This window comes from Legionella sp. W05-934-2, assembly GCF_964199965.1.
Lineage (GTDB): Bacteria > Pseudomonadota > Gammaproteobacteria > Legionellales > Legionellaceae > JAFIFT01.
Window position 1 is genome coordinate 59188 of sequence record NZ_CAXMZT010000004.1, and the last position, 25472, is coordinate 84659.

The following is a 25472-nucleotide window of genomic DNA, read 5'->3' on the forward strand; positions in this document are numbered from 1 at the left end:
TGTGTAAACTACCAGTTTTTGGCAAAAATAGGAAGTATTATGCACTATGGTATCAGCAAAAGCCCCGAAAATTTTCAACAAGCAGAGGTACTCGTTGTTGGTATTTTTGATGATTTTGAAAGCAAAGACCTTCCCCTGACCAATAATCAACTGACTCAAATCAACCTGCTCGCTAAGCATCTCTCGAAGGCCAAACAGCATCGCTCATTTTATACGGAAGAAGGACAATGCGTCATTGTGATTCACTGTGGGGATCGTTCCAGCTATGATATTTTATCCTTGAAAAACCTATTAAAAACCATTTTTGAGCGCCAAGAAATTGAGCAAGCACTGAGCATTCACCTTCTGATGCCAACCATTGAAGGGCTATCCAATTCTGAAATGTTGCATCAGTTGGTTGTGCATACTGATTTTAATCTATATCAATTTAATCACTTTAAAACCAACGCCAAAGAACAACCTACCCATCATGACAAAACCATCCGCTTTTATATGCCTGATTGTGAAGACAGCATCATCGCAAAAGCGAGCGCCTTGTGTCATGGCATCCGCTTAACGCGTGATTTAGCCAACCACCCTTCTAATGTTTGCACGCCAAGTTTTCTTGCTGAAACAGCCAAACAGCTGGAAAAGCAATTTGCCAACGTCGCTTGCAAAGTGATGGGCAAAAAGGAAATGAAAGAGATGGGTATGAATTTGCTATTATCCGTCTCCCAAGGCAGCTCAAAAGAACCCCAATTGATTGAGTTAACGTATGAAAACGGTGGTGCAGAAGCGCCTATCGTGCTGGTCGGAAAAGGAATAACCTTTGACACGGGCGGCTATTCCATTAAACCTCGTGAAGCCTTAGAGGAAATGAAATTCGACATGTGTGGCGCTGCGACTGTCATTGGAGTGATAAAGGCCATCGCTGAAGCGAAGCTACCTGTTAATGTGGTGGGTATCATTGCGGCAACTGAAAATCTAGTTAATAGCGAAGCAACAAAACCTGGGGATGTTTTTACATCCATGTCTGGCAAAACAGTTGAAATTGTCAACACAGACGCCGAGGGAAGACTAATTTTAGCAGACGCACTCACCTATGCGGAACGTTTTAAACCCGCTTTTGTGATTGATATCGCTACGTTAACTGGGGCGATTGTTATATCCTTGGGCTCGGTTTATTCAGGTATTTTTAGTCAAGATGAGCAACTCGCTAATGATATCATGACCGCCTCGAAGCAAACCCAAGATCTTTTTTGGAGAATGCCCATTCACCAAGAATACGCTGATATGTTAAGCAGCCCTGTGGCAGATATGGCTAATGCAACCTGGGATCGAAGTGCGGGTGCTATTACAGCTGCTTGGTTTCTGAGTAATTTCACTAAAAAATACCGTTGGGCTCATTGCGATATTGCAGGCACTGCTTATCAATCAGGCAAAAAACGCAATGCAACGGGGCGCCCTGTTTCCATGCTATTCCAACTGATTGAAAATCAGGTCAAACAATGAAACAAGCTGATTTCTATTTATTAAGCGTTGACAAGCCAGCCGCCCGCTGGAAGCTTGCTTGTCAACTCACGGAAAAAGCCTATTTGGAAGGTCGTCGCGTTTTTATTTATTGCCATAATCAAGATGACGCTTACCATATCGATGAATACTTATGGTCCTTTCGCCCGCAAAGTTTCATTCCCCATAATTTACAAGGTGAAGGCCCCCTACCGCCGCCCGCGGTACAAATTGGATTTGGGCCTGAACCGCGAGGATTCAATGATATATTGCTTAACTTATCTCCCACGATTCCTGATTTCTTTCAACGTTTTGAAAAAATTATCACGGTAGTTAATGGCAATGAACAGGATAAGCAATATGCTCGGGATCATTATCGTTTTTATAAAAAGCATGGTTTTCACCCAATTGCTCACCCTTTCGAGGAAGAACACCACGAAAGCTAGGTTCACACAGCCTAGAGGTAAGCGATTTGATTTTTTCCTTTCTTTTTACCAATGACGAGCGCAGCATTGGCTGCGTTGATTAATCGCTGTGTATTATCTTCTTCTGGATTAAATATACTCGCACCAATGGTAACATGAACCACGATAGGATTACCCTCATCGTCAAGAAATTTCATGGTCGTCAGTCGATCAAAGATTCGTTTTAAAACTGAACGAATGTTTTCTTCGACACTGATATCAATTAGGCATATAAAATCATGCAAATCACTTTTTGCAATCGTATCATTATCTCGACTAGATTGTCTCAGCGCTTTGGCAGCAGTACGCATAATCTGGTCGCCAAAGGCTTCACCATATTTTTCATTGAGAACAGATAAATTATCGATATCAACAACGGCACAACAAAAGATTTTGTTACTTCGTTTGCTTTCATCGACTTGAAAGTGAAGTATTTTTTTAAACGCATGATAATTCCAAAGCTCCGTTGCCTGGTCGATGTATTGCGATTTATCTTCCTTTTCAATCGATTCGAGCATCAGACGTTGAGCAACAGAGAGTTGATAGCTATTAATTTCCGATTCGATAATCCGAATAATATCATCCAAATTCGACTGATCTAAGTTATCAAATCCTCTACGAGAAAAGCTAGCTAACGCTAATTGCCCCACTTTTCTACCTGTTTTTTCAACAATCGGTGCATTCAAGTAAAATCGAATTTTGGGATCAAGGTTAGTAATGATATCAGAATACTGATCAGCTTGTTTAACCGTATCATTAATCACTATCATTTTGGGGACACCCTTCATATCATGCAGTGACAAGCCTGTCGTTTGCTCTAATTCCGCCAAACCCATATTCGCTTCGATATGAAAACGCCGATCATCGACTAAGTGAATTGCCACAACTGGCACTTGAAATACATTATGGGCAACTTTTACTAGCCGCTCAATATGATCTTGAAGCGGGGTTCTTACCCAATTCGTCAGCTGATTAAAAAGCCCCTGGTAAGTCCTTTCAGCGTTATGCAGCATGTTAATTCCTATAATTCGATAATTATTATTAAAGATAGATTATTATATTTATAGCACATTTATAAATCATTCTTGTTGTTTTTAACGCTTATTTAACACGCGATGATGGAATTATTTGCGCTACCATAGCATTGAAGTATCTTGGGTATATGAGGACACGCCCTAGACAATCGCGAGCGGTAACATCACTGACTGCCATTGATCACAAACAGCCCGGTCAGCAACAGCAACTAACTCGCCATCAATGAATAAGAGTGGCAAGCTATCGCGCTGCCAGGGTGGAATACTCCAGTCTTGAAGTAATTTTTTTAACACCCGGGTCTTCCCTCGCCAGTATAGGCGTTCCCCTCCTTGGCGGAATCGAATTTCTGCTTGGCGAAAGCTGGGTAATTCACTTAACAGTGTTGCATGGAGCTGTTGACATCGCTCAGGCAACACCAAGGGTTCTGGAAAACGTTGCCAAGGCACAGTTTTGGTAGGAAATTGCAGCTGGGATTGATGGAGCAAATACAGGGCGCCATCATAACGACGTGCAACGAAATCGCCGAAATGCCAAGATGGATTTGCATCCTTTTTCGCATGAATCATGGACTGAAAAAATTGCTCGAGTTGTAATAGTGTCGGCATCTTAATATGGTGTTGCTTCAACCAAAGACGAAGCACATTTTTTTGTTCAGTCTCTGATAATTGCAACAACGGTTTAATTGCCAGCCGGTTGGCTGCCTCAAGGCACTTCTCTAACAAGTTTAATGCATTGGACTGCTCGGATTGATAGCTCTTCTGTAATAGGCCGATGCTTCTTAAAATATTCGTGGGTGCCTGCGGCCAATGAGGCTCAAGCTGTGGCAACCATTCCTGGCGAAGCCAATTTCTACGATACCGGCTATCGTCATTACTTGGGTCTTCAATCCACTGCAATTGATGGTGCCTTGCATAAGCTTCCAGGGTCTTTTTTGGGTGGTTTAATAAAGGTCTTAACATCATCCCTTTGGCGAATCGCTGCCGTTCTGGCATACAAGCCATACCGGCTATCCCTGCCCCTCGAAATAAATTAAGAAAGAATGTTTCCACTTGGTCATCGGCATGATGCGCCGTCAATAATGCATCCTCCGAGCCAATTAGGCGTTCAAATACGCCATACCTCGCTTCTCGTGCGCAAGCTTCAATATTGCTTTGATGAGGGATCGCTACTTTGTGGGCAATAAAGCGAATATGCCATTGTTGGCAAAGTTGGAAACACTGATGTTGCCAATCATCAGCGAAGGGTTGTAGCTGATGGTTCACATGCACCGCTATTAACTTGCAAGACAGTTCAGGTACTGAATTTAAGGCATGCAATAGGACAGTGGAATCTAACCCGCCGCTAAATCCAACCAAGAGATGTTGATATAACGTTAGCCATTCAGTCCAGTCATTGGTTAATATTTTAGTCACAGGCACCCATGGCCATTAACTTTTGGTAGCGTCCATCTAACAACTCAGGGATTTTAAGCTGTTTGAGTTCACTTAGATGCTCAACCAGTGCTTTATTCAATCGCGCCACCATTTGACCAAAATGACGATGAGCTCCCCCTAAAGGTTCTTGGATAATGCCATCCACCAGCTTATGGTTAAAAATATTTTGCGCAGTTATGCCCATTGCTTTAGCCGCATCAGGGGCTTTGGCTGGATCTTTCCATAAAATGGAAGCACATCCTTCAGGGGATATCACTGAATAAATGCTGTACTGAAGCATTAATACCCGATCTCCTACCCCAATAGCCAAAGCGCCCCCAGAGCCTGCTTCGCCTGTTACTGTGCAAATAATCGGGGTTTTAAGTTGTGCCATCTCATAAAGATTGCGAGCAATCGCTTCTGATTGATTGCGTTCTTCTGCCCCAATGCCGGGGTAGGCACCAGCTGTATCAATAAATGTAAAGACCGGCATATGGAATTTTTCAGCTAGTTTCATTAGCCTTAGCGCTTTGCGGTACTCCTCAGGCCTTGCCATGCCAAAATTGCGATACACTTTCTCTTTTGTTTTCTTACCCTTTTGGTGACCGAGTACGACGACCGGTTCATCATGGAATCGAGCTACCCCACCGATAATGGCAGGTGCAGCTGAAGCATGTCTATCGCCATGTAATTCTTGGAAATCTGTAAATAGATGTTCGATGTAATCCGTTGTTTGTGGACGCATTGGATGGCGCGCCATCTGAGTAATCTGCCAAGGTTCCAAATTTGAGAAAATATTAGCAGTCAGCTCTTCTGCCTTGGCTTCAAGGCGGTGAATTTCTTCACTCAAGCTTATTTCGCTATCACTGCTAACCATACGCAGTGCTTCGATTTTTTGATTTAATTCTTCAATCGGTTGTTCAAAATCTAGAAATTGTCCAGTCATGGCCTTATTGCTTCAATTACCAATAATCGTTTATGATAACTCCTTAGCTGAATAGATGCTAGTATTAATCGATATGTTCCCCTTTGTTTCTGATAGTCAAGCAGATTGGCAACTTGCTACAGCACAGATCGATATTTGGCGATTTCGTTTATATCAGGATCCCACATCCCTATCAAGCTGCCTTAGCAAGCATGAAATCGAGCGTGCTAAACGATTTCACTTTCCCAAGCATCAACGCCGATTCCAAGTCGCCAGAGCAACTTTGCGTCACATTTTGAGCCATTATCTTACGATTAAGCCCGAAGCTATCACATTCCAATATGAGCCTAATGGTAAACCAACGGTGGTATCGCCCCTGCCATTAACGTTCAATCTGAGCCACACGGGTGATTATGCCTGTCTTGGTATTGGGTTAAGCATGCCGTTAGGGATTGATGTTGAGCAATTTTCAGCACGTCACTACTTAGGCATTGGCCGCCATGTATTCTCAAAGACCGAACAACAGCAATTACAAAACATCCCTGATTATCTTCTGCCGTTGGCATTTTTTTCCCTTTGGAGCCAAAAAGAAGCGGTCATCAAATGCATTGGTCTTGGCATGAAATACCCCTTAAAAGAACTAACCCTTCCTCTTTTTTCAAGCCCTGGGGAGGTGTTTATCGATGCTGTTGATAACAAACCTCGAAAAATTTACCGCTTCACACCCTTTATCGGCACTGCCGCTGCCATATGTTGCCATCCTCATGTCACCACGTTGCGGTTTTTTGACTGGGGTAGTTGAATGATCACGGGTATAATTTACAAAAGCCCCTAATTTTGTTATTTTATCTAGTATGAAAAAACTCGTCCCGTTCATATTAGCCTGCCTTTTAACCAGCTTTTTTATCTCAAGCTGGCAATTTAGCATGAGCGCCTCTAACACAAATGTGGGCCATGTTTATTCAATTTCCGAAGCTCAGCAAAGCAGCAACCAAACCTCAACTTTATCAGCGCGATGCATGACATACATGGCTAGCATGCTTCAAGGAAACTCATTTATTTTGCTTGGCGGTATCTGTTTATTCGTGATCGGTATTTTGCGCCTTTCAAATTGGATTAAACCTTATCAAATTCATCCCTCCGCTTTATTTCGTCCCCCCATCGTTTAGCCTTTCAGGGGGTCCCCTGAGCAACCTATGTTATTTCGATATATTTAAATTGGATGTTAGATTCATTTCACTTTTATAATAAGGAAAAACGATGAAACGATTATTATTTTTGATGGCGATGATGTCTCCGATGTCATTATGGGCGGCAGAAATCGGTTGGAGCAATCCAGCAGCGCTAGCCACCTATATTAGCCAACAAAATCATTGGCTATTATTTCTTGCCTTTTACGGCTTAGGTATTTTATTAGCCTTCACCCCTTGTGTTTTACCCATGGTACCCATTTTATCCGGCATTATCGTGGGCCAAAATGCGAAGAGTGCAAAACAGGGCTTCCAGTTATCATTAGCCTATGTCGCTGGGATGGCTATCACCTATGCTATCGCAGGCATGTTGGCAGGCTGGATGGGATCAACGGTTCAGACCTTAATGCAAACGCCTTGGGTAATCATCACGTTTAGCTTGATGTTCCTATTTTTAGGCTTCAACTTACTCGATTGGGTTAGCTTGCCGATTCCAGGGTTTAGCGGAGCAAATCGCCGTAAAACTCAAAATCAGAAACCGAAGAGCCTCTTTTCCGTTGCCATGATGGGGGTCATTTCAACCTTAGTTGTTTCGCCTTGCGTCACCGGCCCGCTGATTGGCATTTTGACTTACATTGGTCAAAGTGGCCAAGTGGCTCAAGGTGGCTTGTTTTTGTTTATACTAGCGTTAGGAATGGGTACACCCCTGCTATTAGTAGGGTGTGGTTATGGAAAATTCCTCCCCAAAGCAGGTGGTTGGATGCTGATGATTAAAAAGCTATTTGCCTATATGATGTTTGCATTGGCTATTTGGTTAAGCTCACGCATTTTACCCGCCACCCTGACCTATATGCTGTATGCCTCATTAGCCCTGATTGCTGGATTAACGTTAGGTATCTTCCGTCAGGCAACCCATGCGGTTGAGCGTGCCGGGCAGGTTGTTAGCGTGTTCTTATTGATGTTGTCAGGCATTCTTGCCTTCCAACTAATACAACCGATAAGCCTACAACAAACCAGCCAAGCAGCAGCACCCTTCATTCCTGTCAAAAAAGAACAAGATCTGGATCGCTATTTACAGACAGCAAAACTGGCTGGTCAGCCGGTATTTATCGAGTTTTTTGCGGGTTGGTGCAGTGATTGCCAAGCGATGGACAAAAACGTGTTTAGTCTAAACCGGGTTCAGAAAGCCATGGCAAACAGCTTGAACTTACGTGTTGATATCAGTAACAACACACCTGAGGTCAAAGAACTGAGAAAGCGTTTTGGCATTCTAGGAATCCCAACGATGCTGTTTGTGAATAGCTCAGGGGACCTTCAACAATCGCTAACAGCCGTTGGACAGGTCTCATCTGATATCGTTGTTTCTAATTTAGACATTATCAACAAGCGCTAATCTTTAGCCATTGACAGATATATTCTCAATGGTATCTGCAATGGCTATTTTTATATATATACCCGTGATCATTCAAAATGCGAGGATTTATAAGCCTGTATTTTTTGATCCTACAAAACGTTAAAAATCCCACAATGGCTCATTCCCTTGTGTGTTTTTAAACGTTTAGCAGGGCGAAAAAGAAAAAGCAGAAAACTCGCTTTTTGAATGATCACGGGTATATAATCAAACAAGAGTTATAAAAGAGGATATCATTATGTTTAAACAGGCATTAATTGGAATTATGCTCGCTGGCTTATGTATGCAACCACTTTTTGCATCCACAAAAACCATTACCATTTATTCTGCAACAGATGCCCAACAATCCCTTGGGACGGTGACTTTTAAAAATAGTCCTTTTGGCGTTTTGATTTATCCCAATTTAAAAGGGTTACCCCCAGGACTTCATGGGTTTCATCTTCATGAAAAGCCCAACTGTGGTAAGGACGGGATGGATGCAGGGTCACATTATGATCCGAATCAAACCAATACGCACCTTGGTCCCTACGATAAGGGCCATTTAGGGGATTTACCGGTGTTATATGTCAATGAAAATGGGGAAGCAAACATACCAACGTTAGCTCCGCGTTTAAGCATGGATGACCTGCATGACATTTCACTCATGATTCATCAAGGCGGCGATAATTACTCGGACGAACCACCTTTAGGTGGTGGCGGGAAACGAATTGGGTGTGGTGTGTTTAATGGTAAAGATTCATGATTAGGGAGCAACATTGGAAGCTCGAAAGCTCCCATTACGATTAATAAACACCTTCTTTATGGTCGTGGCAGTCAAAAAATAACTCTTGATCTTTGACTTTCAAGGAAACATATCCACCATTGACTAACCGGCCAAACAACAACTCATCAGCCAACGGTTTTTTCACTTGCTCTTGAATTAAGCGAGCCATTGGGCGAGCACCCATGGTTTTATCATAACCATGATTTGCCAACCATTCTCGTGCTTCATCATCGACAGATAAACTAACACGTTTGGCATTTAATTGTTCTTCTAATTCAACTAGGAATTTATCCACCACTAAGCCAATCGTTTGTTTATCCAGCTGTTCAAAATTAATAATGGCATCTAAACGATTTCGAAATTCAGGCGTGAATGAGCGTTTAATCACTTCCATGCCATCGCCTTTCGTATCCTGATCAGAAAAACCAATCACATTGCGTCCAATCTCAAACGCACCTGCATTACTAGTCATCACTAAAACAATATGGCGGAAGTCAGCATGGCGGCCATTGGTATCAGTCAATGTTCCGTGATCCATAATCTGCAAGAGTAAATTAAAGACATCCGGGTGAGCTTTTTCGATTTCATCAAGCAGCAATACCGCATGGGGATGTTTGGTCACTGCTTCAGTCAATAAACCACCTTGATCAAAGCCAACATACCCGGGAGGTGCACCAATTAAACGGGATACGGTATGCTTTTCCATGTACTCCGACATATCAAAGCGAATCAACTCGATACCAAGCAAATTAGCCAGCTGTTTTGTAACTTCCGTTTTACCAACCCCCGTAGGACCCGCAAATAAGAAACAGCCAACGGGTTTTTGCGGCTCTCTTAAACCCGAACGTGCTAGTTTAATAGCTGATGATAACGCAGCAATGGCATTGTCTTGTCCATACACAAGTAACTTGAGGTCTCTCTCAAGATTCTTAAGAACATCTTTGTCGGTCGCTGTGACTTTTTTGACGGGGATACGGGCAATTTTAGCCACGACGCTTTCTATCTCATTCACGGAAATGATTTTCTTTCGTTTACTTGCAGTCAATAGATTTTGATAAGCCCCCGCTTCATCGACAACGTCTATCGCTTTATCCGGCAAAAATCGATCATTGATATATTTTGCGGATAGTTCGGCGGCTGAGCGAAGAGCAGGAATGGAAAATTTCACATTATGATGTTCTTCTAGACGGCTTTTCAAACCCTTCAAAATCTCAAATGTTTCATCAATGGAGGGTTCCTCAATATCTATTTTTTGGAATCGTCGAGCCAAGGCACGGTCTTTTTCAAAGATGCCTCGGTATTCCTGATAGGTGGTCGAGCCAATGCATTTTAAATCGCCATTGGCAAGCAATGGTTTAATTAAGTTTGACGCATCCATTACCCCGCCGGAAGCAGCACCCGCTCCGATAATCGTATGAATTTCATCAATGAATAAGACTGCGCCTTTTTGTTGGCTTAGTTGCTTCAGCACTGCTTTCAATCGTTTTTCAAAATCACCACGATATTTGGTTCCGGCAAGCAACGCGCCCAAGTCTAGCGCGTAGACAACACAGTTAGCAATTGCCTCCGGAACTTCATCGGTGACAATTTTTCTAGCCAAACCCTCTGCGATAGCTGTTTTACCAACACCCGCTTCACCCACTAATAAAGGGTTATTTTTTCGTCGTCGACAGAGCACTTGAACGGTTCGTTGGATTTCTTCATCTCGACCAATAAGCGGATCAATGCGACCTTGTTTTGCACGTCGATTCAGATTAGTGCAATAACTTTCTAAGGGGGACTCGCCTCCTTCGGGTTCCATCATCTCATCATCCATGGATGAATGATTATCATGTAGGTTATCTTTTTGATATTTTGAAATGCCGTGCGATATATAATTGATGACATCTAAGCGTGTGATGTTTTCACGACGTAGAAAATATACGGCCTGACTTTCTTGTTCACTAAAGATAGCCGCTAAGACATTCGCACCCGTTACTTCCGTTTTACCTGCTGATTGCACATGAAAGACTGCTCGTTGCAGTACCCGCTGAAAACCAAGCGTCGGCTGTGTTTCGCGTTCACGCTCATCTGCTGGGATTTTGGGGGTTGTTTCGTCGATAAACTCAGTCAAATCACGACGTAATTTATCGATATCCGCATCACACGCTTGTAAGACATTACCAGCAGCTGGATTATCAAGCAATGATAACAATAAGTGTTCTACCGTCATAAATTCATGACGTTTCTCTTTGGCATCCTTAAAGGCTAGATTAAGGGTAAATTCTAGTTCTTTATTTAACATGATATTTGCTCCTTTCCAGCCAATTAACTATTCAGGTTCCATAGTGCATAAAAGCGGATGGTCGTTTTGTCTGGCAAAATCTGTTACCTGAGCAACCTTTGTTTCAGCTATATCCCTTGTATACACACCGCAAATCGATCGTCCAACGAGATGAATTTGCAGCATTATTTGCGTTGCCTTTTCTTCCGTGTGCAGGAAAAAATGTTGCAACACCCTCACAACAAAATCCATCGGTGTGTAGTCATCATTTAACAGAATGACCTTATATTTTCTGGGCTGTTTGACTTCAGTTTCGGTCTGTTTTTCTGTTTCAACGTGCCCAACAATTTCTGCTAAAAATTGACCACTCATTTTTGACACCTCTTATATAATTTTATAGACGTATCGGAGCAATTTAGCCAGTAAAATCTATGTAAAAATTTCATTAATTCAATGTGTGTTAAGCATGATATCATGCTGGTTAACACTCAACCACAAAGCTGCCTTCTTCTTATTTAGTAAGAGCAGATTTCATTCACCACGACAATTTCTATCCTAACTTAGTTTTTAACCACTTAATCCATCCAGGGCTATACGTGAATCAAGTTGTCCATTATCTGCGCTCTGGAACGATTGGCTGCTTATAAAAGCAGCCAATAGAGTCGATATCGGCCAACTACTTCATGTTTTCAATGAGGACATCACCAAACTCAGAAGCACTGACACAGGTTGCATTATCCATCAATCGCTCAAAATCATAGGTCACTTTACGGCTAGCAATTGCTCCATCCATGCCATGGATGATGAGATCAGCAGCTTCTAACCACCCTAAATGGCGCAACATCATTTCAGCAGAAAGAATTAATGAGCCAGGGTTTACCTTGTTTTGGCCAGCATACTTAGGCGCTGTCCCGTGAGTTGCTTCAAAGACAGCCTCATTATCGCCGATGTTAGCGCCGGGGGCTATACCAATGCCACCGACCTGAGCAGCCAATGCGTCTGAAATATAATCCCCATTTAGATTGAGCGTTGCAATGACAGAATAATCTTCCGGACGTAACAAGATTTGTTGTAAAAATGCATCGGCGATGACATCTTTAATGATAATCTGCTTACCTGTTTTTGGATTATCAAAAGCCATCCACGGACCGCCTTCAAATAACGTCGCCCCAAACTCTTCAGCGGCAAGCTGATAACCCCAGTCTTTAAAGGCACCTTCGGTATATTTCATAATATTACCTTTATGAACTAAGGTGACTGAGTCCCGATCATTATCGATAGCATATTGAATAGCAGCTCTCACTAAGCGAGTGGTTCCTTGTTTCGAAACTGGCTTAATGCCGATACCACAGTTTTGTGGGAATCGGATATTGGTGACGCCCATCTCACCCGTTAGATAGCGAATTAATTTATCAGCTTCCGGCGTGCCGGCTTTCCATTCAATACCAGCGTATATATCTTCTGAATTTTCACGGAAGATAACCATGTCTGTTTTTTCGGGCGCCTTCACAGGGCTAGGAACCCCTTGAAAATAACGCACCGGGCGCAAGCAGGTATATAAATCCAATTTTTGTCGAATGGCCACATTCAACGAACGAATACCGCCACCAACTGGCGTAGTTAAGGGCCCTTTAATGGCAACAGCGTATTCCCGAATAGCATCGAGTGTTTCATCCGGTAACCATTGATCGTCGCCATAAACAGTCGTTGCTTTTTCGCCGGCATAAATTTCCATCCAAGCGATCTTCCGCTTTCCGCCATATGCTTTTGCAACAGCGGCGTCGACTACTTTTTTCATAACCGGGGTCACATCAACACCGATACCATCCCCTTCGATATAAGGTATGATTGGCTGGTCAGGAACAGACAAAGATAAGTCTGCATTCACTTTGATAGCTTGCCCTGTCGCCGGGATGGTGATTTTATCGTAAGACATAGAACTCTCCGCACTAAAAAATTTGATCGGGTCAATATACCATGAGCTAGCCTATATTGCATCAATCAATGTGTATACCCGATTTATTTGACGTGAACGTTTGCGTTTTTCGTCTGCATTACCGAAAAACCTTAGCTCCAGCAATAAATTTTGATTAATATAGTAATAATTGAATGTATTCTGAATTGTTATTTTAAGATTGGAGCAGTAAATATTTTTTTATCTGATTTTTAACCATTAATCTTATCGTAGGCAATTGCTTCGGTAACGCAGACGAAAAACGCAAACGTTCACGAATAAGTCTATATATTTCTTGCATTGGTCGTAGAACGGGGCTTTCTCTCCTTTTTTGTCGTATAATACTATCACTGTTATTCATACATTAGCATCCTCCATGGCGGATATTATTTTACTTAACAAGCCCTTTGGCTTTCTTAGCCAATTTAGTGGTGAACCATCTGATAAGACGTTAGCGCAGCTTATTCAAAATCAACCCGGGTTTTATCCAGCGGGTCGCCTCGATAAAAAGAGTGAAGGATTATTGTTACTCACTAATGATGGACGACTTCAGAATCAACTTTCACACCCAAAATTTGGCAAATTCAAACGCTATTGGGTGCAGGTTGAGGGAGAAATTAGCAGCGAACAATTAGACCCTTTAATCCACGGCTTAGCCCCCTTTTTACCCGCGCAGTGTCAGCCCATTTCACCGCCACCACTTTGGCCAAGAAACCCACCCATTCGCGAGAGAAAAACCATTCCAACAAGCTGGATTGATATCCGCATACAAGAAGGAAAAAACCACCAAATTCGACATATGACAGCAGCCATTGGTTTTCCGACCCTACGGTTAGTAAGATATCAAATAGGCGATTATAAACTAGGAACGCTTCAACCTGGGGAATGGCGAAAAATAAGTGATTGATTTTAAGCCATTATTCTTTTCGGACCAAAATACAAATGCACTAAAGGCCAGCAAGCAGCGGAACTTAACGCCCCTAAGAACAGGGGTGTCCAAGCAATGGTATTACTAAACAACCAACCGATTAGAGCGAATAGCGAGTTATTCAGTAACACTAAGAAAAAGATGATCAAAAACTGTTGGGGCTCGGGAAAAAATTGAAATCGCATTGAACGCTTAAACATCACCAGACAAGTGATTAACACGGGTAATGCATTTTGGCCAAGCACATTGGCGTGCATCACATCCAGTAATAAACAAACAAACAATAGCAGGGACACATATAAATAAGCATTTGCAAACAGCTGCAGGTATAGAAAGATTAGCAAAACAAATTGTGGTCGAAGCGGTGCAATAATTTCAGGTAACGGAAAAATAGAGATTGTCACTGCAAATAGCAACGCTAGGGCAATACGCTGAACAAAACTCATTGATCCTCCTGTCTTTTTGATCGGTCAAGACGATTCTTAATTTGTTCATTTATCAATTCTTGCTCTTCACTGGGAGAGATAATTAAAACTAAACGATCACGGTTTAGATTCGCCATCGGTTTCACACTCACTTGATAAAACCCTTCACCCGGCATCTCGACAACTTGCTCGACCTTCCCAACTGGCAATCCCGAAGGATACCGCCCTCCTAATCCGGACGTAACAAGAAGATCCCCTGGCGAAATCGCAGCTGTTTGTGGAAGGTTTAATAATAACAGCTGGCTGATATCATTTTTTCCCACCAATATCGCCCGTTGGCCTGTTTTATTATTAACGACAGAAATAGCAGATTTAGCATCCGAAATCATTAAAACGGTACTGGTTGCATAGCCCACATCAATAACCTGCCCAACCACGCCCTTGGCATCAATCACAGGCCAGCCAACGGCAATACCATCTCGTTTGCCCTTATTGGTGATAAATATTTGACGCGTGGTATTGGTATACACGGCCATGATGCTGGCAGCGACTGCCAATCCTTCATTTTGGTGAGCACTCGCTAGCAAGGCTTTTAACTGTTGATTTTCTTCTTGAAGGGCCATCATTTTTTGAAGCTTTGCATCGAGTAAGGTCTGCTGATAGCGCAAGCGCATATTTTCTTGGATTAAATCGGTTTTTGCTGTCACTAATGCTTGCACCCATTCAGCAACGCTAAAAGGGTAATCAACCAATTTTTGCAAAGGATACACAAGGTAGGACGCATAATAGCGAATGCTATCGAGATAATGGTATCGATAATCCATCACCATGGTAGAAATCGCCAGCATAATCGAAAAAATTAATGCTGGCAAAGTTTGCTTATCAGCAACAAAAAGTCGCCGTTGATGTTTATTCAGTTGAGAGGAAATCACCGCCACGCAAGTCCATGGTTTCTAATGCTTTACCACCACCACGTGCAACACAAGTCAGTGGATCTTCAGCAATCAGTACTGGCAGGCCAGTCTCTTCCATTAGCAAGGTGTCCATATTTTTTAATAAGGCTCCACCACCGGTTAAAACCATCCCCCGCTCCGCTATATCAGCGGCTAATTCAGGAGGGGCTAATTCTAATGCGGCACGTACCGCTGCAACAATGCCAGACAAAGGCTCCTGTAATGCTTCAAGAATCTCTGCACTGGTTAGGTTAAATGAGCGAGGAACGCCTTCTGCCAAATTGCGACCACGCACTTCAATTTCATACAAATCTCTCGTTGGGAAGGCCGATCCAACTTCATGTTTGATTCGCTCTGCAGTTGTTTCACCGATTAAGGTTCCATAATTTCGACGAACATACGCTGCAATTGCATCATCGAATTTGTCACCACCAATACGAACGGATTGATGATAAACAATACCACTTAAGGAGATAATAGCGACTTCCGTGGTTCCACCACCAATATCAACCACCATTGAACCGCTTGCCTCTTCGACTGGCATGCCAGAACCTAAAGCGGCTGCCATGGGCTCCTCAATCAAAAAGACTTCGCGTGCGCCTGCACCCATCGCAGATTCTCTAATCGCCCGCCGCTCCACTTGCGTTGACCCGCAAGGGACGCATACTAATACTCTTGGTGACGGTCGTAAGAATCGATTCTCATGCACTTTGTGGATGAAATGTTGCAACATTTTTTCAGTGACATGAAAATCGGCAATCACGCCATCTTTCATGGGGCGAATTGCATTGATATTTCCAGGGGTCCGGCCTAACATTCGCTTTGCTTCCAACCCAACAGCCGCCACCCTCTTTTGGCCTGACTCATTGCGAAGAGCCACGACAGAGGGTTCATTCAAGACTATGCCCTTATCCCGAACATAAATCAACGTATTCGCTGTTCCTAAATCAATCGAAAGGTCGTTGGAGAAAGCACCCCTTAGTTTTCTAAGCATGGTAAATCGTCCTAAGAATAAATATATGCAATACTCTAACTCATCTACATGGAAAAATCGATAGTTTTTTATCCTTAAAGCGTGACTGCAAGTGATTGAAAATTTTAATTTGCTTTTCTATACATTCTTGCCAATAATTAATAGTGAAGCTCGCTAAAAATGAAATAACCATGGATGAAAACTACAAGCATCAATCAAATCTTATTCGGTACCAACTGTTACGCGCCCGGGTCAATAAATACACCCTACTTGGATTGATCTTATCATTGATTTCTATATTAATCGCATCCCTGATTGTGTCTTGGCAACTCACAGGACATATCACGTTAGAGGGGATCATCCTTGCACATAAAACAAATCCAGCCTTATGGTTTCTCGACATCACCCCTTTTATGTTCACATACTGGGGTCAACGTTTCTTTTATAGCTTGGTGTGGGAAGCTGATTCGATTATCGAAACCAGTACGAACAAGTTCGAACAATTCACCAAAGAGCTAGAAAATAAACTTAAAATGTCGTCCATGTTTGACAAAATAACAGGCCTACCGAACCAGGACTATCTCCTCCAGTATTGTGAAAAAGCCGCCGCCGCTTGTGATGAAGACGATTCAATTTTATTTTTAGTGGTAGCCGTTAGTAATTTACAATTTATCCAATTTCATAAATCCGGTTCGGATGTGGCTAATAGTTTAAGGATATTTTCCGATCACCTAACCAAAGCTGTCCAACAACCAACCGTGGCCGCGCTATCTTCCGAGCTCCCCTTCATTGCAAGGCTTTACAGCAATGATTTTGCGATAGTTATTCCTCGATATAATAATTTCGCCCCCCATGAAGAGGTTTTGAAGAAGCTGAGCACTTTGTTTTCTTTGAATGAAAAAGACGATGAACAAATCATTAAATATAACCCAATTATCGGGGCAACGATTTATCCCAATATTAGTAAAGAGCCAACCTCTCTCATCAGCCATGGCTTAATTGCCATTTCTCAAGCAATTAATCGACATGAGCAGTATGCGCTTTATGATCCACAATCAACAGAAGCATATCAAGCGCAACCGTTAATTTTAAATGAAGTAAAAAATGCCATTGAAAACCGAGATATACAAATCTATTTCCAACCCACCTATGATTTTAATACCTTAGAAATTATAGGTGCTGAAGCATTAGTCCGAATTACCAATACTGAATTTGGCATTTTGGATGCTAGCCAGTTTATTAATATGCTAGAAGGCACATCGCTCATCCAACAATATAGTTATTATGTGTTAGATGTGGCCATCCAACAAATCGCCACATGCCACCAAGCAGGACATCGTATTTTTATTACCGTCAATTTATCGATTGATGATATCCAGGATACCCGTATCGTTAACTATATTGCCACGTTAATCAAGCAATATAATATCGACCCCCACTATCTACATCTTGATTTCAGTGAAAAAGCCATTGTCGCTGATTTCGCAAGAACGCTAAAAACGTTAACGCCTCTTGCCACCATGGGCGTTGGTATTGCTGTCGATGACTTTTGTAGCGGCTACTCATCATTCGTTTACCTAAATAATCTCCCAATTAACGAGCTAAAAATTGATAAATATTTCGTCATGAATATGGAAAGCGATACTGCCAAAATGAGAATGGTCAAAGCCATTGTTGCTCTGGCAGACATTTTTTCAATACGAGTCAGTGCCGAAGGGGTTGAATCAAAGAATATTGTTGAAAAACTGACATCCATGGGGTGCACCCGTGGCAAAGGCTATTTTTTCTCTGAAGCAGTTTCTAAAGAAGATTTTGAACGCATGCTATAGATTTATTGCTCATCCTCTTCTTCAATCTTCAGCTTGCTATCCCCATCCAGGTTTTTGCCTTTTTCGGATAAACGAATTTTTAAGCCGACATTATTTTTCGAATCGGCAAAACGAATCGCATTTTCTTCTGAGATTTCTCCGGCGAAATACAAATCTAGCAATGCTTGGTCAAAAGTTTGCATGCCCAACTCACGACTTCGCTCCATGACCTCTTTGATTTCATCAACTTTTCCCTTTTCTATTAAATCCGCAATATAGGGTGAGTTTAACAAAATTTCGACGGCTGGCACCCGTTGATCTTTAAGGCCAGGTATTAAGCGCAAGGAAATGACTGCTTTTAAGTTGAGGGATAAATCCAGTAATAAATGCTGCTTTGCATCAGAGGGGAAGAAATTAATGACGCGCTCCATGGCTTGGTTTGCATTGTTGGCATGCAATGTCGATAAACATAAATGGCCTGTCTCCGCATAAGCAATAGCATGTTTCATTGTATCTCTATCGCGAATTTCCCCAATTAAAATGACATCAGGGGCCTCGCGCATCGCATTTTTTAGCGCGTTGGCAAAGGAGAGTGTGTCTAATCCTACTTCACGTTGATCCACAATCGATTTTTTATGGTGGTGTAAGTATTCTATGGGATCTTCGATGGTTAAAATATGGCTGCGATGGTTTTCGTTTCGAAAATTGATCATCGAGGCAAGCGTTGTTGATTTACCAGAGCTGGTTGAACCAACTACTAATACCAATCCACGCATTTCCATGATAATTGATTCAAGAATTTTAGGTAATTTCAGCTTTTCTAGTGACAAAATCTCTTCGCGAATGTATCGAATTACAATGGCTTTTTCACCTCGCTGACGAAAAACATTGATACGAAATCGGCCAATATTGGCGAGTGATAGTGCCATATTCAATTCTAAATTTCGTTCAAACTCCACTTTTTGATCATCGGTCAAAAGAGACTCAACCAACTCCGACATTTGTTGTGGTTTCATCGGAGTTTTGCCAACCGGTGCGATTTGTCCCTCAATTTTGATACTAGGCGGCGCACCCACTGAAAAAAATAAATCAGAGGCGTTTTTATCAACCATCAAACGAAAAAAGGGCGTTATATCCATATCGTTTATCCATTTTTATTTTGGCAATGTCCCTATCGTTTCACGAACAGCAAAACATCGACGCTTTTTGGAGCGTTCTCTATAAGTTTAGACATCGTTTTGCTATTGAGCAAATCCAGCTTTTGCAGGACTTCTAAATCACTTGCTTCCTGTTCCCTTCTCCCCAGATATGGGGAGAAGATGTCCAAAGGGCAGATGATGGGTTGCTGAATCGAAGTTATTATTCTGATGTATAGCCGATTCCGTTTGAGATGCTTGTGATGCGCTATACTCAAAGTAGAATCCATCCAACCAAGCAGGTCATATTATGAGTAAGGAAGATTTAGCGATGCAAATTAGCAATGCTCGCCTGATATGTGCCATTTATTTTGGGCTATTAGCCGTTGTTGCTACAATCGTTATCGACACGTCCCTATATCTGCTGGGTGTTGAAGAGATGATCCCGATGTTTTGGGCAGTTATTCTTGCCACCGTTACTGCCGCAAGTTTTGGCGCACTGTTTGGTGAAAAAATCATTCATGTCGAACGTCAACATGCAAGCCGCTCTTTTCAATGGGGTTTTATCATGACCCTCGCCGCTTTACCGGTTTACGATTTAGGATTTTTCATTTTAATGCATATGCACCAACCCGAAACCTTCCGTGGTGAGACAGTCGCAGGAATGTTTGGCCTCTATGGCGTATTGTTGCTTTATAGTTTCGCGCTCGTTGGCTTATGGCTAGCCATTGTCGCGGGTTTTGCTGCAATGTATCTGCGCTCAAAGCTGGTATATGACATACTCGACACCGATGAATATGAAATCAACGCGTCCGTCAAAGGCCATTCTAAAACAGCAGCTAACATGCCAAATGATGAGAAAGGAAGTCACGATTCCACAAAGAATTGCGCTTGAAATTAGTTTACGCCATAATGCTAGGCAGAACTGGAGTTCACACTTCTGAAATACTGCCACAGGCTTTTTATGTCTCCATTATATGACCTGTTATCAACCGACGCGACGATTGTCACACCTAACCAACGACTTGCCCAAATTCTCATTCAACAATGGAGTAACCAGCAACATAATACAGTCACCCAATATCCACACTGCTATGCCTATACTATTTGGCTACGTCATTCATTTAATCAAGTCATTGCAAAGACCCCTGCTTCGTCTCATCCAATTTTAATTGATAACTTATCGGCTGTTCGCCTCTGGCATAAACTGATGATCGAACAGGGGCATACGAATAGCAGTATCACCTTGGCAGAAAATCTCTATCAAGCTTGGTGTCAATGCCAAGCCTATCGATGCACCATTGATTTCGATCAATTCAATTACAATCACCAAACACTCTGGTTTGCAAAGCTGGCCAAACAATTTGAAGCCTATCTGAAAGGAGCCAATCTGATCGTTGAATCGCAGCTAGCCGATTTTCTCTGCCATCACGCCAATGTGTTTGCTAAAAAGCATTTGATTTTTGCCTGCTTTGATCAACTGACTCCACAACAGTTATATTTGTTTGATTGCTTGACGAAACAAGGTATACAAATAGACCAACGTGATGTTGACCGCAAACCAGCTGTCAAATTAGGTAAGGTAACCTTAGCGGATACTAACCAGGAAAACCAAGCCTGGATCGATTGGCTGGTCAACCAACACCAATCGGGCAAGCAATCCATTGCTGTGATACTTCCCAACTTGCAAGAGTGTGCAAAAGACATCCAAAGGCTGCTTCGATATCATTTTAAACCTGAACAATTTAATATTTCGATGGGACAATCACTGCTGGATTTCCCCCTGATAAGCCAAGCTTTAGTGTTATTAAAGCCAGCAACCCGAACATTTTCTAGTCTTGATATCCGCATCTTCTTAACATCGCCGTTTATAAAGGGTAGTCAGAGCGAATGGTTAAACCGGGCATTGCTTTTAGAAACGAATCGCCAACTCAAACAAACGGTCATAGCGAAAGAAATATGGAACACACTTATCGAAAAACACTGCCCAAGCCTTCATCAACTTTTTCAGGGCCTTCCCTCCTATCCTGAAAAAGCGTTACCCAGTGAATGGGCGAACCACTTTCATCAACGATTAAACCATTTTGGCTTTCCTGGGGATTATGGGCTCACGTCAACGCTTTATCAATGTTATGAAAAATGGCTGGGTGTTTTAACTGACTATGCCCAATTTGATCGCATCGAATCCGCTCTCAACGTGAATGAGGCCATCGAACTTCTGCAAATGCACTTAACAAGGACCATCTTTCAACCACAATCGGCCATGTCGACCATCCAAATCCTGGGGATGTTGGAGGCAGCCGGTTGTGAATTTGATGCCTTGTGGATGGCAGGACTGACGGATTTAACTCTGCCTGCCACCGGTCAACTAACCCCTTTTATTCCCATCCCCCTTCAACAAAAATTGGGGATGCCTTATGCCTCTCAAGCAAAAGAATATGATATCGCCCAAAAACGACTAAACCGCTTTCACCATAGTTGTGAGGAGTTTGTCGTTAGCTTCGCCCATTTAAGTGATGACCGACCCAACATGCCCAGTCCATTAATAAGCCCCTATCCTGAGCTGGAAATTCAATTGTCCTCACAGAAAAACAAGCATCCACTCAATTGGCAAACCTATACGGATCCTCAAACAATACCACTGCAAGAAGGCGAAAGTATCCGCGGCGGTTCTCGTATCCTAGCGAATCAAGCACAATGCCCTTTTAAAGCGTTTGCTGCCCACCGATTAGGGATTCAAGACAGTGAAAAAGCCATTGATGGGCTTGATAATCGTGAAAAGGGAACCTTAATACATCTAATTTTACAAACAATATGGCAGAAAATAGAAAGCCAAAATACGTTGAATACGATGAATCGAGAAACCCTGGTGCAATTGATTAACGAAACTATCAATCGTTGTGTATCCCAAGTATTTAACCAACCCCAAACTGACTTTGAAAAATCAGTCATCGCCTTAGAAAGACATAAGTTAAGCAAATTAATCTTAAGCGTACTTGAAGAAGATAAAAAAAGACCCCCTTTTCATCTTACTGCCGTTGAGCAAACCTGCCAGTATGACTTTGAACAGTTTTCCATCAAGCTAAAATTTGACCGACTCGATACCACGTTAGAAGATGGCAGCAAATGGATAATTGATTATAAATCAACGATTCCAAGTGGTACACCCTGGCTAGATGACAGGCCAGATGATTCACAATTGCTATTATATGCCCTACTCGATGAAGATATCCGCACGATCAGTTATATGCAAGTGCAGACAGGCGATGTTAAGCATCGGGGTTTTGCCGAACACCCACCGCCTATCCATGGTATCTCTGCTGCCAAAAAGAAGACTTGGGCAGATTATCGACTACAATGGAAAAGCGTGGTAAACGAACTTGCCAATGAATTTTCTCATGGGGTTGTTCGCCCGCACCCCAAAAAAAATACAATCTGCCTCACCTGCCCTTATGGCCAATTATGCCGCTATCCTTTACAAACAGAGGATAGTGAATGAAACATTTGCTCATAGGCTATGGTTATACGGCCTCTTATTTATTAGAGCAGTTAATTGCGCAAGGTGAGACCGTCGAGGCTTATTCGAGAACCCCAAAACCCATTCCAGCAATGTCTGCGCAGCTAATAGTTGGTGATGTCATAAACCAAGGCATTGGCCAGCAAGCAGATCCTTTCTTTCTATACTATTTTATTTCGCCTCCCAATCAGGGTACCGACGATGCGTATTTACGACAATTTTTGCAACGAACGGATTTAACACGCTGCCAAGGAATTATTTATATCAGCTCGAGTGCCGTGTATGGGGATCATCACGGTGAAAGGGTGGATGAAACCAGTGACTGCTATATTACAACGGATCGGCAAAAAAGACGGTTAGATGCTGAAATGCAGGTGTTAGCCATCAGCCAACAGCGGAATATACCCGCGTTGATATTGCGTTGTGCAGGCATTTATGGACAAAATCGCCTTCCTATTGAGGCGGCGCGGATACAAAAGCCAATCATCCTCTCAAGCCAAGCTCCTCTAACCAACTTAATATACGTTGCAGACTTAGCTTATATCATAAACACGTTGGTTAAAGAGAGAGTTTCAGGCATTTTTAACGTTGCCGATGGGAAACCACGACCAATGGGGTACCTACAACAAACGATAGCACAGCAACTAAACTATCCAGCTCCTCATGAGCTGCCATACTCCCAACTGCTCGAACAAGCCACGGAAATGAAGCGATTTTTTATGGAAAGCAGCAAACAGTTAGATGTTAGAAAACTACTTGCTGTCCTGCCAAAAGACTTCCAGTTCACCCAAATGACGGATGTCATCCACCAATGTTTCCCAAATCAAGGAGATAACTAATGCATATCCTCATCGCAGGGGCATCCGGTTTCATTGGCCGCCATCTTATTAATCACTGGTCAAGCAAGCATCAAATATCGGTATTAGGGCGTAATAAGGCAACTTTACATCGTCTTTTTCCGGATAAAATCGCATGCTATCATTGGGATGAGCTTGAAAAAATCAACCCCCATGATTTGCAGGTAGTCATTAATCTATGTGGTTATAATATTGGTAAAAGGCGTTGGTCTGAAGCCGTCAAACAGTTAATCATCGATTCTCGCGTTGAAACGACGACATCCTTAATTAATTGGTTATCACATCACCAAGCAACGCCACACTTTTATTGCGCCAATGCCATTGGATTATATGGCCTACAAGATCAACCATCTGATACAACTAAAGACGAAGAAACCCTCGTTGAAACAAATAATCCATCTGACTTTCTTAGCCAAGTGAGCATTTTATGGAAGCAAGCGGCTGAAAAGGCATTGGAACATGATATCCCACTGACAATCACCTGCTTTGGTGTCGTTTTAGGCAAGGGAGAAGGCGTGCTTAAAAAAATTGCGCCTTCTTTTAAGTTTGGCCTCGGTAGCATCATGGGCACCGGCGAGCAAATGCTCTCTTGGGTTCATATCGATGATATTGTTAAAGGCTATGATTTTTTAATCGAAAATCCAAAAATCACAGGCATCATCAACCTTTGTTCTCCAAATCCTGTGCCTCAAAAAACGTTTGCCCAAACTCTAGCCAAAGCCATGAAACGCCCTTTGCTACTAAAAACGCCTGAATTTGTCATTCGAATGCTCTTTGGCGAAATGGGAGAATGCCTGATTATCCATGGCCAACGTGTGATCCCTAAACGATTACTTGCCTTAGATTTTGTGTTTGTTTATCCAACCATTGAAGAAGCCTTAACCGCTGAGTTTCAGCCATCATGACTTATCCATCACCTTATCAACTGTTAAATTATTTAAGTCATGATTGTTGGGTATCGGGTCCAAATTTGGCTGATAAAATGGGGCTATCTCGGACCGCCATCTGGAAACAAGTTAAAAAACTACAATCTAATGGTGTCGCGATTGAGAACAGTCATCACGGCTACCGCCTAAGCGACTCGTTAATCTTGCTTAATCAAAGTTCGATTGATAGTGGCATTGATGCCGAGTGGCATGAACAAGGCATTGAGTTGTTAGTATTACCAACGATAGACTCGACCAACACCTATGTCAAACGCCATGTCAAAACTAAACCTTGGACTGTCTGCGTCAGTGAACAACAAACAGCTGGGCGAGGACGGCTGGGACGTTCTTGGGCTTCACCCTTTGGTGAAAATATGTATTTAAGCATCGCCTGGCGAACCACCGTAAGCCTAGCAAAATTGTCTGGGTTAAGCCTAGCTGCTAGTTTGGCCTTGCGCAATGCACTGCGCCCATGGATAGATAATTTAAAAGTAAAGTGGCCAAATGATCTGTTTTGGCAAGGAAAAAAGGTTGCGGGGTGTTTAGTTGAGGTCACCGCTGAAAGCCACGGTAACAGCTTAATTGTTGTTGGTTTGGGTTTAAACATTAATACACAAACTCGTGATCGCCCCTTAAGTCATCTCCCCCACTGTTCCCTCCGTGATATTGTCAAACGCTCGGTCAATCGGAATGAGATAATCGTTGCCACAATCAATCACTGCCTGCATGCATTTAAACAATTTGAGTTTCAGGGTTTAACGCCGTTACAAAATACATGGAAAGAAGCTGATTATCTCTATAACCAGCCCATTACGATTTACCAATCCCAAAAGCAAATACAAGGCATTGCCAAAGGCATCAATGACCTGGGGCATTTGCTGGTTGAACAGGAAAATGGATTGATTGAAGAAATCAGTAGCGGCGACGCGACGTTAAATCACCCTTCATAAAAAAAAACAGCTTCAGGACGTCTAAATAACTTTCTTCATTGTTCCCCTCTCCCCGGAAACAGGGAGAGAGTGCCCAAAGGGTGGGAGAGGGGTT

Annotated in this window: 23 protein-coding genes; 13 read left to right on the forward strand and 10 right to left on the reverse strand. The window is 42.5% G+C overall.

Annotation, left to right across the window (positions count from 1 at the left end):
- Window positions 1-39: 39 nt before the first annotated feature.
- Together AB3348_RS05570 and AB3348_RS05575 are read left to right on the forward strand one after the other, a co-directional pair.
- Entirely contained in the window at window positions 40-1491 is a 1452-nt protein-coding gene (locus AB3348_RS05570; RefSeq protein WP_367606590.1) for a leucyl aminopeptidase, read from the forward strand.
- Window positions 1488-1934, forward strand: a complete 447-nt coding sequence (locus tag AB3348_RS05575) for a DNA polymerase III subunit chi (RefSeq protein ID WP_367606591.1) — start codon at window positions 1488-1490, stop codon at window positions 1932-1934. Before AB3348_RS05570 ends, AB3348_RS05575 begins: the two co-directional genes overlap by 4 nt.
- An 11-nt stretch (window positions 1935-1945) precedes the next feature.
- On the opposite strand, the gene AB3348_RS05580 is transcribed toward AB3348_RS05575, so the two are convergent.
- From AB3348_RS05580 to AB3348_RS05590, 3 genes are all read right to left on the reverse strand, one after another.
- A complete protein-coding gene (locus AB3348_RS05580; protein WP_367606592.1) occupies window positions 1946-2965 on the reverse strand; it encodes a diguanylate cyclase in 1020 nt (339 codons plus the stop codon).
- Between the two features lie 162 nt (window positions 2966-3127).
- On the reverse strand, window positions 3128-4399 hold the full coding sequence (gene tilS / locus AB3348_RS05585; protein ID WP_367606593.1) for a tRNA lysidine(34) synthetase TilS: 1272 nt from the start codon (window positions 4397-4399) through the stop codon (window positions 3128-3130).
- Window positions 4392-5345 carry an acetyl-CoA carboxylase carboxyltransferase subunit alpha gene (locus AB3348_RS05590; protein ID WP_367606594.1) on the reverse strand — a complete coding sequence of 318 codons (954 nt, stop codon included), beginning with the start codon at window positions 5343-5345 and terminating at the stop codon, window positions 4392-4394. Before AB3348_RS05590 ends, tilS begins: the two co-directional genes overlap by 8 nt.
- Window positions 5346-5400: 55 nt before the next feature.
- Between AB3348_RS05590 and AB3348_RS05595 the strand changes: the two genes are divergently transcribed.
- The 4 genes from AB3348_RS05595 (at window position 5401) to AB3348_RS05610 (ending at window position 8667) form a co-directional block, all read left to right on the forward strand.
- Entirely contained in the window at window positions 5401-6126 is a 726-nt protein-coding gene (locus AB3348_RS05595; protein ID WP_367606595.1) for a 4'-phosphopantetheinyl transferase superfamily protein, read from the forward strand.
- 52 nt (window positions 6127-6178) lie between these two features.
- Window positions 6179-6493, forward strand: a complete 315-nt coding sequence (locus AB3348_RS05600) for a hypothetical protein (RefSeq protein ID WP_367606596.1) — start codon at window positions 6179-6181, stop codon at window positions 6491-6493.
- Window positions 6494-6584: 91 nt separating this feature from the next.
- Entirely contained in the window at window positions 6585-7907 is a 1323-nt protein-coding gene (dsbD, locus tag AB3348_RS05605) for a protein-disulfide reductase DsbD (RefSeq protein ID WP_367606597.1), read from the forward strand.
- A 256-nt stretch (window positions 7908-8163) separates the two neighbouring features.
- The gene (locus AB3348_RS05610; RefSeq protein WP_367606598.1) at window positions 8164-8667 is read left to right on the forward strand and encodes a superoxide dismutase family protein; all 504 of its coding nucleotides are present in this window, start codon (window positions 8164-8166) and stop codon (window positions 8665-8667) included.
- Between the two features lie 40 nt (window positions 8668-8707).
- Here AB3348_RS05610 and clpA read toward each other — a convergent pair whose 3' ends face one another.
- From clpA to icd, 3 genes are all read right to left on the reverse strand, one after another.
- Window positions 8708-10972, reverse strand: coding sequence for an ATP-dependent Clp protease ATP-binding subunit ClpA (clpA, locus tag AB3348_RS05615; RefSeq protein WP_367606599.1), 2265 nt, complete (start codon window positions 10970-10972; stop codon window positions 8708-8710).
- Between the two features lie 27 nt (window positions 10973-10999).
- Complete coding sequence (clpS, locus tag AB3348_RS05620) at window positions 11000-11323, reverse strand: ATP-dependent Clp protease adapter ClpS (RefSeq protein WP_367606600.1); 324 nt, start codon at window positions 11321-11323, stop codon at window positions 11000-11002.
- A 304-nt stretch (window positions 11324-11627) separates the two neighbouring features.
- The gene (gene icd / locus AB3348_RS05625) at window positions 11628-12887 is read right to left on the reverse strand and encodes an NADP-dependent isocitrate dehydrogenase (protein WP_367606601.1); all 1260 of its coding nucleotides are present in this window, start codon (window positions 12885-12887) and stop codon (window positions 11628-11630) included.
- A 394-nt stretch (window positions 12888-13281) separates the two neighbouring features.
- On the opposite strand from icd, the gene AB3348_RS05630 reads away from it, so the two are divergent.
- Window positions 13282-13812 (forward strand): pseudouridine synthase, encoded by a 531-nt coding sequence (locus AB3348_RS05630; RefSeq protein WP_367606602.1) that lies wholly within the window; start codon window positions 13282-13284, stop codon window positions 13810-13812.
- Between the two features lie 2 nt (window positions 13813-13814).
- Here AB3348_RS05630 and mreD read toward each other — a convergent pair whose 3' ends face one another.
- From mreD to AB3348_RS05645, 3 genes are read right to left on the reverse strand one after another with little or no spacing between them, the layout of a single operon-like run.
- Window positions 13815-14279: a rod shape-determining protein MreD gene (gene mreD, locus AB3348_RS05635; protein WP_367606603.1), complete on the reverse strand. Its 465-nt coding sequence runs from the start codon at window positions 14277-14279 to the stop codon at window positions 13815-13817.
- Window positions 14276-15196 carry a rod shape-determining protein MreC gene (gene mreC, locus AB3348_RS05640; protein ID WP_367606604.1) on the reverse strand — a complete coding sequence of 307 codons (921 nt, stop codon included), beginning with the start codon at window positions 15194-15196 and terminating at the stop codon, window positions 14276-14278. The genes mreD and mreC overlap by 4 nt, the downstream gene beginning before the upstream one ends.
- On the reverse strand, window positions 15168-16205 hold the full coding sequence (locus AB3348_RS05645) for a rod shape-determining protein (RefSeq protein WP_367606605.1): 1038 nt from the start codon (window positions 16203-16205) through the stop codon (window positions 15168-15170). Before AB3348_RS05645 ends, mreC begins: the two co-directional genes overlap by 29 nt.
- Window positions 16206-16375: 170 nt before the next feature.
- Between AB3348_RS05645 and AB3348_RS05650 the strand changes: the two genes are divergently transcribed.
- Window positions 16376-18013 carry an EAL domain-containing protein gene (locus AB3348_RS05650; protein WP_367606606.1) on the forward strand — a complete coding sequence of 546 codons (1638 nt, stop codon included), beginning with the start codon at window positions 16376-16378 and terminating at the stop codon, window positions 18011-18013.
- Window positions 18014-18015: 2 nt separating this feature from the next.
- Here AB3348_RS05650 and AB3348_RS05655 read toward each other — a convergent pair whose 3' ends face one another.
- A complete protein-coding gene (locus tag AB3348_RS05655) occupies window positions 18016-19131 on the reverse strand; it encodes a PilT/PilU family type 4a pilus ATPase (protein WP_367606607.1) in 1116 nt (371 codons plus the stop codon).
- A 307-nt stretch (window positions 19132-19438) separates the two neighbouring features.
- On the opposite strand from AB3348_RS05655, the gene AB3348_RS05660 reads away from it, so the two are divergent.
- The 5 genes from AB3348_RS05660 to AB3348_RS05680 all read left to right on the forward strand — a co-directional run bounded on the left by AB3348_RS05660 (window position 19439) and on the right by AB3348_RS05680 (window position 25378).
- Entirely contained in the window at window positions 19439-20023 is a 585-nt protein-coding gene (locus tag AB3348_RS05660) for a hypothetical protein (RefSeq protein WP_367606608.1), read from the forward strand.
- A 69-nt stretch (window positions 20024-20092) separates the two neighbouring features.
- Window positions 20093-22627 (forward strand): PD-(D/E)XK nuclease family protein, encoded by a 2535-nt coding sequence (locus AB3348_RS05665; RefSeq protein WP_367606609.1) that lies wholly within the window; start codon window positions 20093-20095, stop codon window positions 22625-22627.
- The gene (locus tag AB3348_RS05670; protein ID WP_367606610.1) at window positions 22624-23484 is read left to right on the forward strand and encodes an NAD-dependent epimerase/dehydratase family protein; all 861 of its coding nucleotides are present in this window, start codon (window positions 22624-22626) and stop codon (window positions 23482-23484) included. Before AB3348_RS05665 ends, AB3348_RS05670 begins: the two co-directional genes overlap by 4 nt.
- Entirely contained in the window at window positions 23484-24407 is a 924-nt protein-coding gene (locus AB3348_RS05675; RefSeq protein ID WP_367606611.1) for a TIGR01777 family oxidoreductase, read from the forward strand. The genes AB3348_RS05670 and AB3348_RS05675 overlap by 1 nt, the downstream gene beginning before the upstream one ends.
- Window positions 24404-25378 carry a biotin--[acetyl-CoA-carboxylase] ligase gene (locus AB3348_RS05680; RefSeq protein ID WP_367606612.1) on the forward strand — a complete coding sequence of 325 codons (975 nt, stop codon included), beginning with the start codon at window positions 24404-24406 and terminating at the stop codon, window positions 25376-25378. The genes AB3348_RS05675 and AB3348_RS05680 overlap by 4 nt, the downstream gene beginning before the upstream one ends.
- The last annotated feature ends 94 nt before the right edge of the window (window positions 25379-25472 follow it).

Excerpts from the sequence above, each read along its gene's own strand:
- AB3348_RS05570 (WP_367606590.1), top strand. The coding sequence starts at position 40 with ATGCACTATGGTATCAGCAAAAGCCCCGAAAATTTTCAACAAGCAGAG.
- AB3348_RS05575 (WP_367606591.1), top strand. The coding sequence starts at position 1,488 with ATGAAACAAGCTGATTTCTATTTATTAAGCGTTGACAAGCCAGCCGCC.
- AB3348_RS05580 (WP_367606592.1), bottom strand. The coding sequence starts at position 2,965 with ATGCTGCATAACGCTGAAAGGACTTACCAGGGGCTTTTTAATCAGCTG.
- AB3348_RS05590 (WP_367606594.1), bottom strand. The coding sequence starts at position 5,345 with ATGACTGGACAATTTCTAGATTTTGAACAACCGATTGAAGAATTAAAT.
- AB3348_RS05595 (WP_367606595.1), top strand. The coding sequence starts at position 5,401 with ATGCTAGTATTAATCGATATGTTCCCCTTTGTTTCTGATAGTCAAGCA.
- AB3348_RS05600 (WP_367606596.1), top strand. The coding sequence starts at position 6,179 with ATGAAAAAACTCGTCCCGTTCATATTAGCCTGCCTTTTAACCAGCTTT.
- dsbD (WP_367606597.1), top strand. The coding sequence starts at position 6,585 with ATGAAACGATTATTATTTTTGATGGCGATGATGTCTCCGATGTCATTA.
- AB3348_RS05610 (WP_367606598.1), top strand. The coding sequence starts at position 8,164 with ATGTTTAAACAGGCATTAATTGGAATTATGCTCGCTGGCTTATGTATG.
- clpA (WP_367606599.1), bottom strand. The coding sequence starts at position 10,972 with ATGTTAAATAAAGAACTAGAATTTACCCTTAATCTAGCCTTTAAGGAT.
- clpS (WP_367606600.1), bottom strand. The coding sequence starts at position 11,323 with ATGAGTGGTCAATTTTTAGCAGAAATTGTTGGGCACGTTGAAACAGAA.
- icd (WP_367606601.1), bottom strand. The coding sequence starts at position 12,887 with ATGTCTTACGATAAAATCACCATCCCGGCGACAGGGCAAGCTATCAAA.
- AB3348_RS05630 (WP_367606602.1), top strand. The coding sequence starts at position 13,282 with ATGGCGGATATTATTTTACTTAACAAGCCCTTTGGCTTTCTTAGCCAA.
- mreD (WP_367606603.1), bottom strand. The coding sequence starts at position 14,279 with ATGAGTTTTGTTCAGCGTATTGCCCTAGCGTTGCTATTTGCAGTGACA.
- AB3348_RS05645 (WP_367606605.1), bottom strand. The coding sequence starts at position 16,205 with ATGCTTAGAAAACTAAGGGGTGCTTTCTCCAACGACCTTTCGATTGAT.
- AB3348_RS05650 (WP_367606606.1), top strand. The coding sequence starts at position 16,376 with ATGGATGAAAACTACAAGCATCAATCAAATCTTATTCGGTACCAACTG.
- AB3348_RS05655 (WP_367606607.1), bottom strand. The coding sequence starts at position 19,131 with ATGGATATAACGCCCTTTTTTCGTTTGATGGTTGATAAAAACGCCTCT.
- AB3348_RS05660 (WP_367606608.1), top strand. The coding sequence starts at position 19,439 with ATGAGTAAGGAAGATTTAGCGATGCAAATTAGCAATGCTCGCCTGATA.
- AB3348_RS05665 (WP_367606609.1), top strand. The coding sequence starts at position 20,093 with ATGTCTCCATTATATGACCTGTTATCAACCGACGCGACGATTGTCACA.
- AB3348_RS05670 (WP_367606610.1), top strand. The coding sequence starts at position 22,624 with ATGAAACATTTGCTCATAGGCTATGGTTATACGGCCTCTTATTTATTA.
- AB3348_RS05675 (WP_367606611.1), top strand. The coding sequence starts at position 23,484 with ATGCATATCCTCATCGCAGGGGCATCCGGTTTCATTGGCCGCCATCTT.
- AB3348_RS05680 (WP_367606612.1), top strand. The coding sequence starts at position 24,404 with ATGACTTATCCATCACCTTATCAACTGTTAAATTATTTAAGTCATGAT.